This is a genomic window from Streptomyces akebiae (assembly GCF_019599145.1).
Classification (GTDB): domain Bacteria; phylum Actinomycetota; class Actinomycetes; order Streptomycetales; family Streptomycetaceae; genus Streptomyces; species Streptomyces akebiae.
Genome location: NZ_CP080647.1, coordinates 10207376 through 10222930, shown reverse-complemented (window position 1 = coordinate 10222930; position 15555 = coordinate 10207376). Strand labels below are relative to the sequence as shown.

Annotated in this window: 13 protein-coding genes and 1 pseudogene; 6 read left to right on the top strand and 8 right to left on the bottom strand. The window is 70.6% G+C overall.

Annotated elements, in window-relative coordinates:
• Positions 1-43: 43 nt before the first annotated feature.
• Both K1J60_RS44280 and K1J60_RS44275 read left to right on the top strand, forming a co-directional pair.
• The gene (locus tag K1J60_RS44280) at positions 44-1099 is read left to right on the top strand and encodes a ferredoxin reductase (protein ID WP_220651174.1); all 1056 of its coding nucleotides are present in this window, start codon (positions 44-46) and stop codon (positions 1097-1099) included.
• Between the two features lie 7 nt (positions 1100-1106).
• Entirely contained in the window at positions 1107-2225 is a 1119-nt protein-coding gene (locus K1J60_RS44275) for a fatty acid desaturase family protein (RefSeq protein WP_220651173.1), read from the top strand.
• 193 nt (positions 2226-2418) lie between these two features.
• On the opposite strand, the gene K1J60_RS44270 is transcribed toward K1J60_RS44275, so the two are convergent.
• From K1J60_RS44270 to K1J60_RS44260, 3 genes are all read right to left on the bottom strand, one after another.
• On the bottom strand, positions 2419-3174 hold the full coding sequence (locus tag K1J60_RS44270) for an anti-sigma factor (RefSeq protein ID WP_220651172.1): 756 nt from the start codon (positions 3172-3174) through the stop codon (positions 2419-2421).
• 99 nt (positions 3175-3273) lie between these two features.
• Positions 3274-3957, bottom strand: coding sequence for a class F sortase (locus K1J60_RS44265; protein WP_259408206.1), 684 nt, complete (start codon positions 3955-3957; stop codon positions 3274-3276).
• Positions 3950-4762 carry a DUF4397 domain-containing protein gene (locus K1J60_RS44260; RefSeq protein ID WP_220651171.1) on the bottom strand — a complete coding sequence of 271 codons (813 nt, stop codon included), beginning with the start codon at positions 4760-4762 and terminating at the stop codon, positions 3950-3952. Before K1J60_RS44260 ends, K1J60_RS44265 begins: the two co-directional genes overlap by 8 nt.
• 278 nt (positions 4763-5040) lie before the next feature.
• Between K1J60_RS44260 and K1J60_RS44255 the strand changes: the two genes are divergently transcribed.
• From K1J60_RS44255 to K1J60_RS44245, 3 genes are all read left to right on the top strand, one after another.
• A complete protein-coding gene (locus tag K1J60_RS44255) occupies positions 5041-5691 on the top strand; it encodes an RNA polymerase sigma factor (protein ID WP_220651170.1) in 651 nt (216 codons plus the stop codon).
• A 168-nt stretch (positions 5692-5859) separates the two neighbouring features.
• Positions 5860-6993: a MerR family transcriptional regulator gene (locus tag K1J60_RS44250; RefSeq protein WP_317619744.1), complete on the top strand. Its 1134-nt coding sequence runs from the start codon at positions 5860-5862 to the stop codon at positions 6991-6993.
• A 170-nt stretch (positions 6994-7163) separates the two neighbouring features.
• On the top strand, positions 7164-7376 hold the full coding sequence (locus tag K1J60_RS44245) for a DUF6480 family protein (protein WP_220651169.1): 213 nt from the start codon (positions 7164-7166) through the stop codon (positions 7374-7376).
• On the opposite strand, the pseudogene K1J60_RS46570 reads toward K1J60_RS44245, so the two are convergent.
• The 4 genes and pseudogenes from K1J60_RS46570 to K1J60_RS44225 form a co-directional block, all read right to left on the bottom strand.
• Positions 7366-7782: pseudogene (locus tag K1J60_RS46570) on the bottom strand (hypothetical protein); the annotation flags it as partial. The gene K1J60_RS44245 and the pseudogene K1J60_RS46570 overlap by 11 nt on opposite strands.
• Before the next feature lie 172 nt (positions 7783-7954).
• Complete coding sequence (locus K1J60_RS44235) at positions 7955-9283, bottom strand: enolase C-terminal domain-like protein (RefSeq protein WP_259408383.1); 1329 nt, start codon at positions 9281-9283, stop codon at positions 7955-7957.
• A 77-nt stretch (positions 9284-9360) separates the two neighbouring features.
• Positions 9361-10698, bottom strand: coding sequence for a gluconate:H+ symporter (locus tag K1J60_RS44230; RefSeq protein ID WP_220651167.1), 1338 nt, complete (start codon positions 10696-10698; stop codon positions 9361-9363).
• 129 nt (positions 10699-10827) lie between these two features.
• Positions 10828-11787, bottom strand: a complete 960-nt coding sequence (locus K1J60_RS44225; RefSeq protein WP_220651166.1) for a 5-dehydro-4-deoxyglucarate dehydratase — start codon at positions 11785-11787, stop codon at positions 10828-10830.
• A 113-nt stretch (positions 11788-11900) separates the two neighbouring features.
• Between K1J60_RS44225 and K1J60_RS44220 the strand changes: the two genes are divergently transcribed.
• A complete protein-coding gene (locus K1J60_RS44220) occupies positions 11901-12689 on the top strand; it encodes an IclR family transcriptional regulator (RefSeq protein WP_220651165.1) in 789 nt (262 codons plus the stop codon).
• A gap of 1285 nt (positions 12690-13974) precedes the next feature.
• On the opposite strand, the gene K1J60_RS44215 is transcribed toward K1J60_RS44220, so the two are convergent.
• Positions 13975-15234: an NAD(P)/FAD-dependent oxidoreductase gene (locus tag K1J60_RS44215; protein WP_220651164.1), complete on the bottom strand. Its 1260-nt coding sequence runs from the start codon at positions 15232-15234 to the stop codon at positions 13975-13977.
• Between the last annotated feature and the right edge of the window lie 321 nt (positions 15235-15555).

Below are 15555 nucleotides of genomic sequence, written 5' to 3'. Positions count from 1 at the left end.
TGCGGACAGGACTTTACGCCCTGAGGCGCATCAAGCTGGAGTCATGACGAGTGCAGCCCTCCGCAGCAGGGCGTGGAAAATGCTGGAGATGGTCACGACGCCGCTGCTGCCGTCGGACTACCTCGACCTGGTCAGCCCGCTGCGTGCGGGCGCCGACCTGCGGGGGCGCATCGAGGCCGTGCACCCCGAGACGCGTGACGCCGCGACCATCGTGATCAGGCCGGGACGGGGCTGGCGCGGCCACACAGCCGGTCAGTACGTGCGGGTCGGGGTCGACGTCGACGGGGTGCGCCTGTGGCGTGCCTACTCGCTCACCTCGCCGACACACCGCCAGGACGGCCGCGTCTCGATCACCGTGAAGGCGATCCCGGGCGGCAAGGTCAGCAACCATCTGGTCCGCAGGGCGAAACCGGGCACGCTGATCCAGCTCGACCAGGCGACCGGTGACTTCGTGCTGCCGGCGGCCAAGCCCGCCAAGGTGCTCTATCTGACGGCGGGCAGCGGCATCACGCCTGTGATGGGCATGCTGCGCGACACCGAGTTCGACGACGTCGTCATGGTCCACTCCGCGCCACAGCCGCAAGACGTGATCTTCCGCGACGATCTGCACCGCCTGGTCGCGGACAAGAAGCTGCGTCTCACCGAGCTGCACACCGACACGGACGGCATGCTCGACATCTCCCGTCTCGACGAACTCGTGCCCGACTGGGCCGAGCGAGAGACCTGGGCCTGCGGGCCCGCGGGCCTGCTCGACGCCGCCGAGGAGCACTGGACCGCGCACGGTGTCCGAGAGCGCCTGCACACCGAGCGCTTCCGCCCCAGCATCGTCGCCGTCGGCGACGGTGGCGAGGTCACGTTCAGCACCACCGGCAAGACCGCCGACGCGGACGGCGCGACGCCGTTGCTGGACGTCGGCGAGGAGGCCGGCGTGCTCATGCCGTCCGGGTGCCGCATGGGCATCTGCTTCGGCTGCGTCACGCCGCTCAAGGCGGGCGCCGTCCGCGACCTGCGCACCGGCGAGATCACCGAGGCCGAGCCTGGCGTCCTCATCCAGACCTGCGTGTCCGCCGCGGCGGGCCCCTGCGACATCGAACGGTAGGAGCACCTTGACCGCCATCGACCCCACCGCCCACCTGACCGCGGAGCAGATCGAGGAGCTCGGCCGCGAGCTGGACGCGATCCGCGACGAGGTTCTCGCCGACCGCGGCGAGAAGGACGCCGCCTACATCCGCAAGGTCATCTCGGCGCAGCGCAAGCTCGAGCTGGTCAGCAGGGGCGTGCTGCTGTTCTCGATCTTCCCGCCCGCGTGGCTGATCGGCACCGCCGGTCTGTCCGTGGCGAAGATCATGGACAACATGGAGATCGGCCACAACATCCTGCACGGCCAGTGGGACTGGATGCGGGACCCGAAGATCCACTCCACCACCTGGGAGTGGGATCACGTCTCGCCGGCCGACCAGTGGAAGCACTCGCACAACGAGCTGCACCACACGTACACCAACGTGATCGGCAAGGACAACGACCTCGGCTACGGCATCATGCGCGTCGACGAGGACCAGCGGTGGCACCCGTTCCACCTCGGCCAGCCGCTGTGGAACTTCATCAACGCCTGCTTCTTCGAGTACGGCATCGCCGCGTACGACCTGGAACTCGGCAAGAACCTTCACAAGCGCCGCCGCAAGAACCCGGAGTTCCGCGCGCGGGCCAGGGCCGTGGGCCGCAAGATCCGCAAGCAGGTGCTCAAGGACTACGTGATCCACCCGCTGTTGTCGGGCCCGTCGTTCCTCACCACGCTCGCCGCCACGTTCACCGCGAACCTGGTCCGCAACCTCTGGACCCACTCGGTGATCATGTGCGGGCACTTCCCCGAGGGCGTGCAGGTCTTCGAGCGCCGGTCGATCAAGGGCGAGACCCGCGGCCAGTGGTACCTGCGCCAGATGATGGGCTCGGCGAACATCAGCGGCAGCAAGGCCATGCACTTCATGACCGGCAACCTGTCGCACCAGATCGAGCACCACCTGTTCCCGGACCTGCCGAGCAACCGGTACGCCGAGGTCGCGGTGAAGGTGCGCGCGTTGTTCGAGAAGTACGAGCTGGAGTACGTCACCGGGCCGCTGCCCAAGCAGGTGTTCTCCGCGTGGCACAAGGTCTTCCGGCTCTCCCTGCCGAACAAGAAGCCCAAGGTCGAGACCCCGGACCGCGAGCAGGAACTCGTCGCGGCCTGATTCCACGATCGGGCCCGGCCGCGACGGCGTGAAGGCCGCTCGCAGCGGAGCTCCTCGGAGGAGGCAAGGGTGGGGGTGGTGTACCAACCGGGCCCGTCGGGGCGCTGCGCTGGGAGCAAAGGGCAGACAGCGCGAGCGGGTTCAGAGAGGGAGCCGCTGCGGCCGGGGTCCCGTTCGCTTCGGCGGTACCGGGTCAGCCGGGCAGGGGACCGCGGACGACGCTCCGGCCGGAATGGGCCGGGTTGCCGTTGTCCTCTTGCGCCGACACGTCGATCAGGGGGTACCGGCCGAGGTCGATGCGTGCGGGGAGCGGCAGCGTGGCGGTGCCGTCCGGGCCGAGAACGCCCATGGCGACGAGCCGGGTATGGCTGCGGTCCATGAGCCACACCTCGTAGTAGCCGTCCGTGCGGGGCAGACCCGTGACGGTCACCGTGACCTCCTGCCCGGCCTCCGAGCCGCGGATCAGGCGCACGGTCCCCGCTGCCCGTGGGACGGCCAGCGGGGCGAGGCGGCCGGCCGTGCTCGTCTCGGCCCTCGGTGTGTCGTCGTCGAGCCGCCATGCGGTGACGGCACTGCCCAGCAGCACCCCCACGACGAGACTCGCGGCGGCGACCGCCAAGGCGGAGCGGCGCAGCCACGCTGGGCCGCGTCCGCCGCTTCCGTCGCGTCCGCCCGGCATCGGTGGGGTGTCGCCGCTCCCGGTCTGCCGGTGCGGGGCCGTGTCCGACTCCAGTTCCGCCGAGATCGAGCGCCACACCTCGTCGGGCGGCGCGGTCAGGAGGTCGTCGGTCGACACGGCCCGGGCGGCACGGACCACGCGTCGCAGCTGTCCGAGTTCATCGCGGCACGCCGGACACCGTGCCAGATGAGCGTGCTGGACCGGGGTCGGGCGGGCATCGGGGCCGAGTGCGAGGTCGGTCAGCTCGTCGGGGTCCAGGTGCTGCGCCATGCTCCACCTCCCCTCGTGCAGCCGGTCGCCGCTCAGGCATGGTCGCTACCCCGCCCCGGGCATGGACGGCAGCGTAAGCGGGCGCACCGGGCCACGGACTCATTCCGTGGAGGTGACCGGGACCGCCGTCACCACCAGGTTCCGCTGGTAGCCGCCTCGATCCTCGTCGAAGGGGGGCGCGCAGGTGATCATCGTGAGGACCGGTTCGCCGGTTCTGGCGAAGGCCGAGGCGGGCAGCCGGTCCTTGTCCACCTGCGTGCGGGCGACGACCTGATACGTGACCGGCGGAGCGGCGGCACGCCGAACGGTCACCTCGTCGCCCGCGCGTACGTCGAAGAGGGCTGCGAAGGCCCCGAGGTCGCCCGTGCGGGAGTCCACGTGTCCCACCATGACGGCGGAACCGGACGGTTCGCCCGGAGCGGGACCGAAGCGGTACCAGCCGATCTTCTCCGGGTCCTCGGGAATCTCGGCGCTGCCGTCCGGGGTCACTCCCCCGGGTTCGACCGCGGCGCTGAGACCGACGCGCTCGATGTCGAGCCGCCTCGGGTCGGAGGCAGGGCCCAGGTTGGCCGCCGCGGCCGGAGTGCTGGTGTTCTCCGCGCGGTCGGGCGGGGCCATGGGCGACGAGTCGGCGGCCCGCGCGTCGAAGTCCGCGGTCGGCGGAAGGCTTTCGCCGCCGGACGGTGCCAGTGCCAGCACCGTGGCTCCGGACACCGCCAGCAGGGCTGTCACCGCTGTCTGGAGACGCCGCCGGAGCCACGGGTCCGCTCGGGTGTCAGGCACGGCCGCGGGACACCACACGGCGGGCGGTGAGCGCGCTGGCGAGGCCGAGGAGGCCGGCTCCGGCGGCGTAGGCCAGCCATGCGTCGGTGTCGTTGGTCGAACCGGCGTTCACGCCCGAGGGCGCGGAGTGCATGCCGGTCAGGGTCTGCACCTTCAGAGCGAGGTTCTTGTCCTCGGCGCTTCCCCAGGCGTAGACGATGTTGGAGGTGCCTTCCTTGAGAGCGAGGTCGGCGGGACCGATGGCGACGTCGTCGGTGCCGGCCAGCACGACGTCCGCCGAGACCGTCCCGGCGTCCACGGTGGCGGTGTCCTCCTTCGGGTTGACGAGATCCTTGAAGACCGGTGTGCCGCCCGCCCTGACATCGACGGCCGGAGCCGCCGCGACATGACGGACCGTCAGCCGGGCCTGGCCGGCCGCCACTTCGGAGGTGTCGTTCACGTAGGCGTCCAACTGCGGCGCGCCGTCGGCGTTCAGGTGGGCCACGACGGTCGCGTCGGCCCCCGCGGGAACCTCGACGGTCTTCTGGATGGCGGGCTTGCCCTTCGGGTCCGCCCCGGCCTCGAAGACCTTCAGGTCGTAGGAGCCGGCGGGAAGGGGCTGCGGGTCGGTGAGGGTGCCCGGTTTGAAGTCGGGAATCAGTTCGTCGCCGTTGGCGTACACGTCGACGTTCAGGCCGGGAACGGCGTGGAAGACGGAGACCATGGCCTGGTCGTCGTCGGCGGCGTTCGCTGTTCCGGCGCCGCACAGCACGAGCGCGCACACGCCGACCGAAGCGGCTGCGGCAACGGGGGTCCGGGAGATCATGGCTGGCTGTCCCTTCGAACTGCCCACTCCCTGTGAGTGAGTGCACCTGGTCTTCGGTGCGTGCCGCGGCGGGGGATGCAGATTCTTTTGCGGGGGGCGAGACGTGTGTGTGAAGGCCTTGCGTCGGTCGCAGGCCTGTGCGCGGGCGCTCCGGAGGAGCGGACCGGCCGCGTGGGCGCTTGAGTGGAGCATTTCGATGCGCTAACGCTGCACGTTGCCCGCCGCATCGTTTCGACGGACGGTCGTCGTGTCGTACTCCTTCGACCTCGGAGCTCACGATGGCCACTGCACGGCCCGACACACACCTGAGCGCCGGCGCGGAGCGCACCCGTCCGCGCCACCCCGATCCCCCCAGGGTGAGCGGTCCGCTCCCGGCGCCCGACGAGACCGATGACACCGAACTCGCCCGGCGGTTCCACGCCGGGGACGAACAGGCGATCGCCCTGGCGTACCGGCGGTGGGGCTCCCTCGTCCACACGCTCGCCCGGCGCTCGCTGAACGATGAGCGGGACGCCGAGGACGTCACCCAGCAGGTCTTTCTGGCCGCCTGGCGGGGACGTGAGCGGTACTGCCCGGAGCGCGGCGCGCTGGGCGGATGGCTCGTCGGCATCACGCGCCACGCGATCGCGGACGCGCATGCGGCGCGGGCGCGCCGGGCCGACGTCGAGAGCATGTCCGCGGCGCAGCAGGAGGAGGCGGTGCGGTACTGGGGCGTCGACGAGAGCCAGGCCGCCGTCGACCGCGTCCTCGTCCTGCAGAAGCTCCAGCGTCTGACGCCCGTGCAGCGGCGTGTACTGGGCATGGCCGTGTACGGCGACATGACCCAGGCTCAGATCGCCGAGCTCACGGGGCTGCCCATGGGCACGGTGAAGAGCCACATCCGCCGGGCCCTGCACTCGCTGCGCCGGGTGATGGAACCCGCTGTCTGACCGCTTTCCCGGCGTCCCTTCCACGCCGCGCTCCGGGGAAGCCCTCCTTGGACGGCGGGCGCGCGCACCGCACCTGCCGTGGCGCATGGCCCGCATGGCTCGTATGGCCCGCACGGCTCGTATGGCCCGCATCGCATCCGTCCAGACGCCGGGCGGGGAATACCTCCCGTGCCCCGAGGCCCGGTGGACATCGAGGCAAGGGACATCGGCTACGGAGGCGACAGGATGGACGCGCACGAGGAACCCGGCACCGGGGCCGGCATGACGACCGGGATGCTCGCGCGCAGGCTCGGTATCTCTCCCACCACACTGCGTTCCTGGGACCGCCGCTACGGCCTCGGGCCTGCCACCAGGGTCGAGGGGCGTCACCGGCGATGGACGGCCGAGGACGTCGCGATGGTGCGGGAGATGTGCCGCCTGACCGCGGAGGGCCTCCCTCCCGCGGAGGCGGCCCGGGCCGCCAAGGCCCAGGCGGGCCGGACCGGCGCCGGGCACTCCCCGGCCGCTGGGGCGCCCCCGGCCGGCCCACCGCGTCCCCGCCCTCTCGCAACGGTCGGCGAGCCGTTCTCCCTCGTGGACGCGGCCCCGGCGGATGTCCCGCCGGTCGCCGACTCGCGCCGACTGTGCCGGGGACTCGCGCAGGCGGCGGTCCGCATGGACGCCGAGGCCGTACAGGAGCAGATCACTGCGACGGTGGACGCGTACGGCCTGATGGCCGCGTGGGAGGAGGTCCTCGTTCCGACGCTTCGGTACGTCGGACGCAGGTGGGAGTCCTCCGACGACCGGTACGTGGAAGTGGAGCACCTGCTGTCCTGGCACATCTCCACGGTCCTCCGCCACACCTACGCCCGCGCCACGGCCCAGAGCGGAGCCGCGGGCACGCGCCAGGTCCTGCTGGCGTGCCTGCCGGGCGAACTGCACACCCTTCCGCTGGAGGTGCTCACCGCCGTACTGGCGGAGCGTGGACTGCGCGTCCTGATGCTGGGCGGTTCGGTGCCGGTCGAAGCGCTGGAGGCCACGGTACGGAGGGTCGCCCCGGCCGCCGTGGCCCTGTGGTCGCAGTCCCGGAGCACCGCGAACCTCCCGCTCGCCCGGCACCTCGCGGCCATCCGCTGGGGAATCCACGGTGCCCGGACCCGCAGTCATGTTCTGCTGTGCGGCCCGGGATGGGGTCTGCGTTCGGATCCGGAGCTCCTGCGCCCCTTCGGTCTGGGCGACGCCGTGCGGATCACGGTCTCCGCCGGCCGCCCCGGCGACGACGCGTCCACGGCGAGGGAGGAGCCCGCACCGGAGTCCGTGTGATCCGCCGGCCGTGAGGGAACCGGAAGGCCGGACGCCGAGCCGTCCGGCGGCTCGCTCCGCACACGCATCCGGACGCGCCCTCCGAGTGGAAGAGCAGGTGTGAGGCGTCCCCGCATACGGCTTCTGTTCCGTATCGGACGACGATCGTCCCGAGCCCGGAGGGAGTGCTGATGAACCTCAAGAGGCCGCACGAGGCAGGTGCCGGGAGCGAGCAGCTTTCCCCGCCCGGTGAGACCCCCGCCGCCGAAGGGTCGACGGCCGAGGCGCACCGCGAACGACCGGACGGTGGCATCTGGGAGCATCCGCACCTGTGGCTGTTCCTGCTCGCGGTCGGCGGTCTGCTCGTCGCCGCCTTCTTCCTGGTACGCATGGTCACCCTGTGACCCGGCCGCGTCCCCCGAGGGCCCGCCCGGACCACGGGCGGGCCCTCGGGGCAGTTCCACGTTGACCCCGGTCGCGGGGCCGCGTGAGCGCGGGCGCCGGGGCGGAGTCCGGTGCGGGGCCGAGCGCCGCCCGGCGTGCCCGGCGGCGTGCGGCGAGGGCCTCCCGGGCCGCCTCGCGGGGGTGGCGGCGCCGCCAGTACGGGTTGTCGTAGGGCAGCTTGCTCGACACCCGGCCGTACATGCCGAAGCAGGCGATGAGCAGCCCCATGGCGAAGCTGAAGATGACGTTGGACATGCCGAAATCCAGGACGTTGGCGGGGCGGTCCATGACGAAGTGGTGGAAGAAGCCGCTGACCAGGAACAGTGTGCCGACGGTCATGTTCAGCGTGGACGCGAAGTTGCCGCCCGGAAGGCGACTTCGGGACGGTGCAGCATGTTCCTGGTCACCACAGCCCGTACCTTGTCCTCCGCGGTACACCGCGCCCGCCGCTGAGCATCCGGCTGCATCCGGCCACCACGAGCCGGGGGGATGCACCTGAGCTGTCGACCGCCGACGCCGGCCGACCAACGCGGTTCGCCTACCGCACCAGGCAGGGCCGCTTGTTGTCGAATGCCCAGGCAGGAATGAGGTATTGCATGGTGACAGCGTCGTCGCGGGCTCCCAACGCCTTCTGCTGGTAGAGCTCGTGGGCCGCGAGCAGCCGGTCCATGTCGAGTTGGACGCCCAGGCCCGGGGTGTCCGGAACGGCGATCTCACCGCCGCTGATACGGGGCGGTGCTGTGGTGAGCCGTTCCAGTCCCTCCTGCCAGATCCAGTGCGTGTCCAGGGCGTTGTACTCACCGGGGGCCGCGGCGCCGCAGTGGGTCACCATGGCCAGGGAGATGTCGAAGTGGTTGTTGGAGTGACAGCCCCAGGTCAGGCCCATCGCGTTGCACAACTGTGCAACGCGGACCGAGCCCTGCATGGTCCAGAAGTGCGGGTCGGCCAGCGGGATGGAGACCGACTGGAGGGCCAGGGCGTGGGTCATCTGGCGCCAGTCGGTGGCGATCATGTTGGTCGCGGTGGGCAGGCCGGTGGCGCGACGGAACTCGGCGAGGATCTCCCGTCCGGAGTAGCCCCCCTCGGCTCCACAGGGGTCCTCGGCGTAGGCGAGCGTGTCGGTGAGCGGACGGCACAGCTCGACCGCCTCACGCAGTGACCAGGCGCCATTGGGGTCGAGAGTGATCCGCGCCTCGGGGAAGCGGTTCTTCAGGGCACGTACGGCTTTGACCTCCTCGGCGCCCTCCAGGACACCGCCCTTGAGTTTGAAGTCCCTGAACCCGTAGAGGTCGTAGGCCGCCTCGGCCTGCCGGACGATCGCCTCCGAGGTGAGGGCCTCCTCGTGCCGGACGCGATACCACTCCACTGGGGAGTCGGGTTCACGGACGTACTCCAGGTCGGTGCGGTCCGGGTCGCCGACGTAGAAGAGGTAGCCCAGTACCCGGACCGAAGCCCGCTGTTGGCCGTCGCCGAGCAGCGCCGCGACCGGTACATCGAGGTGCTGTCCAAGAAGGTCGAGCAGCGCCGACTCGACGGCGGTGACCGCGTGGACGGTGGTGCGCAGGTCGAAGGTCTGGGTGCCCCGCCCGTCGGCGTCGCGGTCGGCGAACCGGTCACCTATGGCGCGCAGCACCCGCTTGTAGTCGCCCACCCTGGCCCCGACGATCAGTGACCCGGCGTCCCGCAGTGTCCGCGTGATGTTCTCCCCTCCGGGCACCTCCCCCAGTCCGGTACGCCCCTCGGAGTCGGTGAGGACGACGACGTTGCGGGTGAAGTAGGGGCCGTGCGCGCCGGAGAGGTTCAGCTCCATGCTGTCCCGTCCGGCGACGGGGTAGACGGCGAACGCCGTGACGGTCGGCTGTCCGATGCTCATCGGGTGCCCTTCTGGGGTGAGGTGGTACGGGGCGAGCGGAGTGTTCCGAGCCAAGGTGTCGCGTGTGTGGTTCAGAGGTTGAGAACGTCGAGTACCTGCTCGGCGGCCAGGACGCCGCCCAGGCCGAGGATGGCGAGCACGGTCGTATAGCTGGTACGGACCTTGATCGCTTCGATGACGGAGAGGTTGAAGTACTCCTTGAAGAGCCAGAAACCGGGGTCGTTGACGTGAGAGAACGCGATGGAGCCACAGGCGACGGCGAGGACCATCACCTCCGGGTGGACCCCGCTCCCCGCCAGGAGCGGCAGCACCACGCCGGAGGCCGTGACGACGGCAACGGTCGCCGAGCCAAGAGCTATGCGGAGGATGACGGCGACGAGCCAGGCCAGAATGATCGGTGAGATGGACCAGCCGTCGGTGGCGTCCTTGATGTAGTCGGAGATCCCACCCTCGACGAGGACGTTCTTGAATGCCCCGCCCGCGCCGATCACCAGCAGGATCATCGCCATCGCCTTGGCCGCGGACGAGCAGGAGGCGCCGACCTCCTCCAGGCTCCGGCCGATCCGCGGCCCGAACGCCCAGATCGCCAGGCACAGCGTCAGCAGCAGCGCGATCGGCGCCGAGCCGATGAAAGCGACGAAGTGCAGGAACCCGGTCTCGGTGGAAGTGGCCATGTCGGTCACGGCAGCCGCCACGATCAGCGCCACGGGGAACAGCGCCACGAACAGCGACCAGCCGAGGCCGGGCATCTCCTCGTCGGTGAACTCTCGTTCGCCGACCAGGCCCTGGGGAATGGAGGGCGTCATGGCCTTGATGAACGGCAGGCGGGGCCAGACCAGGGCGATGAGCGCGCCGGCGGGGACGGCGATGAACAGGCCGTAGAACAGGGTCAGCCCGACGGATGCGTCGAAGGTCGCGGCGACGGCGGTGGGACCGGGGTGCGGCGGCAGGAAACTGTGCATCGTCGACAGCGTGATGGACATCGGCAAACCGACCCACAGCAGCGGTGCCCCCGTGACCCTGACCAGCGTGAACGCGATCGGCACGATAATGATGAAGGCGACCTCGTAGAACATGGTCACGCCGATCAGCATCGCGGTCACCACCATCGCCACCTGCACCCAGCGCGGGCCGAAGGCGTCGAGGAGCTTGCCTGCGATGCGCTGGGCGGCGCCGGAGTCACCCATGACCCGGCCGAGCATGGCGCCGAGCCCGATGGTGAGCATGGTGTCGCCGATCTGACCCCCGATGCCCTCGGAGAGGACGTCTGGGATGGTCGCCACCGGAATTCCCTGGACCAGCGCGACGCCGACCGCCACGAGCAGCAGTGCCGCGAAGCCATTCAGTCTCAGCCTGGTCATGAGGAGCAGCAGGACCAGGACACTGATCCCGACTACGAGAAGAGGCATGGCAGTTCTCCTTTGAACTGTCGAGCGAGGAGGCCGCGGGGCGGAAAGGGGCAGTGACGGAGGGAGGAGCCCGGCAGGGCACGGCGGGGTGCCGACGGCCGCGTCGGACGAATCGTTGTGCGGGACTTCTCAGGCGGGTCGTCGTACCGCGCCGACCAGGCTCAGCCCGTGGTCCAGCACCTTCTCCAGGTCCGACAGGTCGGCCGGGCCAGGGTCGGCGAGCGGGGCACGCACCGGGCCGACCGGGAGGCCGCGCAGCCGGGCGGCGGCCTTCACCAGGGACACGGCGTAGCCCGGCACCCGGTCTCGGAGTTCGACGAGCGGAACGTAGAAATCGTGCAGCAGCTTGCCGACCGTGCCGTGGTCGCCTTGCCCAAGGGCGGTGAAGAAGGCGTTCGCGATCTCAGGGGCGAAGGCGTGGACGGCAGAGGAGTAGGCAGGGACGCCCACGGTGGCGTACGCACGGGCCTGGATCTCCGCAGTGGCGGCCCCGTTGAAGAAGAGGAAGTCCTCGGGCGCGGCGAACGTGAGGCGCTGGAGCCGGTCGAGGTCGCTGTGGCCGTCCTTGAGCCCGATGACACTCGGAATCTCCGCGACTCGCCGCAAAGAGGCTGCCGTGAAGGCGACCTGTCCGCGCTGATAGGCGATGAGCGGCAGCCGGGTGCCCCCGGCGATCCGGCGCAGTTGCTCCACCAGGCCCTCCTGCGGGGCGCTGACCAGGTAGTGGGGCAGTACCAGCGCGGCGTCGGCGCCGGCGTCCTCGGCGATGCGGGCGAACCGGATGGCCTGGGCCCAGCCGTAGCCGATGCCCGCGACCACCGGGAGGCGCCCGTCAGCGAGCTCGACCGTGGCTTGTACCACCGCCCGGTACTCGTCCTCGTCCAGCGAGAAGAACTCGCCGGTGCCACAGGCAGGGAACACCGCGCCGGGGGCGGTGGCCAGCCGGTCGGCCAGGTATACCCGGTATGCGTCCAGGTCGAGGCCGCCGTCATCCCGAAAGCTGGTGAGGGGGAAGGACAGAACCCCACCCGCCATTCCGCCCCGGAGCCGCTGTGCGACCCGTGCGACCTCGATGCTGATCCCTGCCATGAGCCATCCCTATATACAGATGCCGTCTACGTATGCAGATGCAGGCTAGGTCTGTGAACAGGACGGGTCAATGGGTGTGCCGTCACGAATTGGCGCGCGCCTACGATGAGTTCATGGTCGAGAAAACGGGTGTCCGTGGGGTGAAGTCGGCGGCCCGAACCGTCGCGCTGCTGGAACTCCTGGCCGGGCGAGGCGAGCAGCCCTCACGCCTGGACCAGCTCGCGGAGGAACTGGACGTGCCGCGCAGCAGCATGTACCAACTGCTGCAGACCCTCGTCGACTGCGGCTGGGTCCGCACCGACGTCACCGGCTCGCTCTACGGCATCGGCATCCGCGCACTGCTCACCGGCACCAGCTATCTCGACGGCGACCGGCGCATCAGGGTCGTCCGCCCCTACCTCGATGAGGCGTCGGACGCCCTCGGCGAGACGATCCACATGGCCCGGCTCGACGGCCCGGACGTCGTCTACCTCGCCACTCGCGAGTCCCACGAGTACCTGCGCACCATCAGCCGCGTCGGCCGTCGCGTCCCGGCCCATGCCGGCGGACTCGGCAAGGCCCTCCTCGCCGAGCGCCGCGACGACGACCTTCCTCTTCCGAAGGGGCCGTTGACCGCCCTCACGGAGAACACGCACACCACCCGCGCTTCCCTCCACGCCGACCTGGCCCGGATCCGCGAACGCGGCTACTCCATAGACCGCGAGGAAACCGTTATCGGCATCGCCGGGTTCGGGTTCGCTCTCCGCTATACGACCCCGGCCACCGATGCCATCAGCTGCTCGGTCCCGGTGGCCCGTCTGACCCCCGAGCACGAGTCCCGCATCGTCTCCGTGATGCGGGAGATGCGAGCGAAGATCGAATCCCAGCTGCCGCCTGTCTCGGGCGTGCCTGACTGGCGCTGAAGAGGGCATTGATTCCAGTGGCACCTGATCACCGATATCTGGTGCCGGCCGTCCTCCTCACCGCCGCGAACGTGCACGACACCACTCTCGGCAAGCTCCTGCTCGACGACCTGGACCGAAGCACATCCCAACGTGACCAAGGTCTGGGCCGACGGCGGTTGCCAGAACAGCGTCTTCCACCACGGCCCCGCACTGGGCATCGTTGTCGATGGGTGCAGCGGCCACGAGCGAGAGGATCCGACCCCCTGCCAAAGAGGCGGGTGATCGAGCGCACCTTCGGCTGGTTGATGCAGCACCGACGGCCGGCCCGGGACCGCGTGACCGGAGAATCCGCAGCAACCTGCGAAGAGAACGGACATCTCTCTCGCAACGGCCTGAAGATCGATCAGATGCCTTCCAGGGCGCCATTGTGTGCGCACCAGGCTGCAATCCGGCTTTGCTGCCCTTCACACCCCGGTGGCGCAGGAGGCGTCGCGCTTCCTCGGTGCGCGAGGGGGCTCGCGGCCGACTCGGCCATCGCACATCACGGTAGCCTCTCGCCACGAGTCACGGGCTGGGCGAGGGCGCGCTGGTTCTGGTGGCGCAGGAGATGCTCGCCGCAGGGCAAAGCGACGAGGAGGTCTTCGCCGAGCCGGCCGCGAGGACCGGCAACTGGGGTGTCTCGGGCACGTCTTCATCGTGGACCGTGTACTCGACGAACACGAGGAGCGCATCCGCGACCTGTTGGGAACCGCCGCTGCTGGTGCCCGCGGAGGCTGTCCCGGCGGCCTGCTCGCGTGGTTTCGTACCGGGGAGCTCACGAAGATCTTCCTCTGCTTCGTCAGAACCCGGTTCCGGGACGGGCGCGGCTCACCATCCGGCTTCTGGGCCGCCATGACCGTGGCTGGCGAACTCCTGGCCGTCCAGGACCCCAACCACGACGAGGTGACCGCAGGGCTGGAACCCAGGTTGAGCCCGACATCACCGCGATGCTCAAAGACCAGACCAGTGCTGCGACAAGGCTCAAACGGTCGTTGCAGATCGGCCTGACGACCCTCGGCCCGACGAGACCGTTGAGACCTCCGCGCCTCTCCATGGTGTCCTCCGCCGCCTTGCGGTAGCGCCGGGCGAACCCGTGGCCCGGATCTCGCGCAGCGCCTTCGCCGCGCGCAGCTGATGGGCCATCCACAGGGCGGTCGAGCCGGCCCGTCTGGGCCCTCAGAGTCGCCCAGATGCAGTCGATGGAAGTCCTGACAACCGCGGCTCCCGGCGACGGCCCGCCCCGACGGGACGACGGCCACGCGCCTCAGCGTCGTAGGTCCCGCAGTACCTCGCGCGCCGCCCGTGCCCCGGAGGCCAGCGCGCCCTGGACGGAGCCGGTGGCGCGGTGGTCGCCGCACACGTAGCGGCCCGGTGCCGCGCGTGTGGTGCGGGTCAGCGGCTGCGGCGGCGCCATGGCGGGCAGCGCGTCCCCGATGCGGCGGACGGTCAGCAGGGTCCAGTCGCCCGTGCCGACGCCGTACGCCTCGCCGAGCGCCTCCCGGATCCGCCGCTCCCCCGCCTCCTGGGCCTCCCCGCCCTCCTCCTCACGGCCGAGGACCGACGTGGCGACGAGGGCGTGGCCCGGCGGGGCGTAGGCGGGCACGACGTCGCTGAGGACACAGGTGTTCAGGAACCGGCGCCGGGTGTCCACGAGCAGGGTCGGCTCGCCGAGGGGGGAACGCGAGGTGACGTGGTAGTACGTCGTCACGGTCCGGTAGCCGGGAAGGGCGACCCCGGGCAGCAGCACGCCGACGGCGCCGGGGCCCGTGGCGACCACGACCGCGCGTGCGGGGATCTCCCGGCCCTCGGCCGTCAGCACCCCGTCGTCCGTGAGCCCCGCCACGGGGCTCTCCAGCCGCACGGCACCTTGGGGCAGGGCGGCCGCGAGAGCCCGGGGAACCGCTCCGACGCCCTCGGTGGGCAGGCACAGGGTGCCGCGCAGCATGCTCCGCCACACCAGGTGGAACATCCGGGCGGAGGTCTCCAGGTCGTCCTCCAGGAAGACTCCCGACAGGAAGGGGCGGAAGAAGCCTTCGACGAATGCCTCGGAGAACCCGGCGTCCGCGAGCGCGGTGCGGGTGGTGGTGTCCGCGAGCCGTTTCAGTCGGCGGGGGGACGAGAGCATGTCGCGGGCGGACAGCAGGCCGAGGGCGGCCAGGTCACGAGGCCCGGCGAGACGGCCCGGCAGCAGGTCGGGCAGCGTACGGGGGCGACGAGTGGGGTCGCTGAAGCGGAGCCGGCCCGAGGGGCTGTGGATGAGGACACCGGGGGTGAAGGGCCGCAGTCTCAGGTCCTTCAGTGTGACGCGGCGCCGGAGCTGTGGGTACGACGTGTTGACCACCTGGAACCCGCGGTCCACCACGAACCCCTCGACGCGGTCCGAACGCATCCGCCCGCCGACCTCGTCACCGGCCTCCAGCACCCGTACCCCGACACCGGCCGCCAGCAGATCCCGTGCGCACGCGAGCCCGGCCACACCGGCCCCGACCACCAGCACGTCTCTCGTGTCCTCGGTTGCGGACACACGACCACCTCTTCCACCTGCCGACGCGGCCCACACCGCCCCTACACCGCAGTGTTCCGCGCGCGACCGGCCCACGGATGCACCACCGGCCCGCTACGGCTGCCGCTCCCCGCAGACCGACGTCGTGGCGATGTACGGCCTAGGAACCGCAGACGAGGGTCCACCGCCCCCTCGTCAGAGTTGCCCTGCCTCGAATTCCAGCCGTCATAATCCCAGCCATCGAAGATCTCCCGTTTGGTCTTCCGGCCACCGCCGTAGCCGCCCCCGCTCCCCCGGCGTCCTACGTGCAGCCCACCGCCGCGGTCACCGCCGCGTTCACCT

Excerpts from the sequence above, each read along its gene's own strand:
- K1J60_RS44270 (WP_220651172.1), bottom strand. The coding sequence starts at position 3,174 with ATGGCGCAGCACCTGGACCCCGACGAGCTGACCGACCTCGCACTCGGC.
- K1J60_RS44230 (WP_220651167.1), bottom strand. The coding sequence starts at position 10,698 with ATGCCTCTTCTCGTAGTCGGGATCAGTGTCCTGGTCCTGCTGCTCCTC.
- K1J60_RS44280 (WP_220651174.1), top strand. The coding sequence starts at position 44 with ATGACGAGTGCAGCCCTCCGCAGCAGGGCGTGGAAAATGCTGGAGATG.
- K1J60_RS44220 (WP_220651165.1), top strand. The coding sequence starts at position 11,901 with ATGGTCGAGAAAACGGGTGTCCGTGGGGTGAAGTCGGCGGCCCGAACC.
- K1J60_RS44260 (WP_220651171.1), bottom strand. The coding sequence starts at position 4,762 with ATGATCTCCCGGACCCCCGTTGCCGCAGCCGCTTCGGTCGGCGTGTGC.
- K1J60_RS44245 (WP_220651169.1), top strand. The coding sequence starts at position 7,164 with ATGAACCTCAAGAGGCCGCACGAGGCAGGTGCCGGGAGCGAGCAGCTT.
- K1J60_RS44255 (WP_220651170.1), top strand. The coding sequence starts at position 5,041 with ATGGCCACTGCACGGCCCGACACACACCTGAGCGCCGGCGCGGAGCGC.
- K1J60_RS44225 (WP_220651166.1), bottom strand. The coding sequence starts at position 11,787 with ATGGCAGGGATCAGCATCGAGGTCGCACGGGTCGCACAGCGGCTCCGG.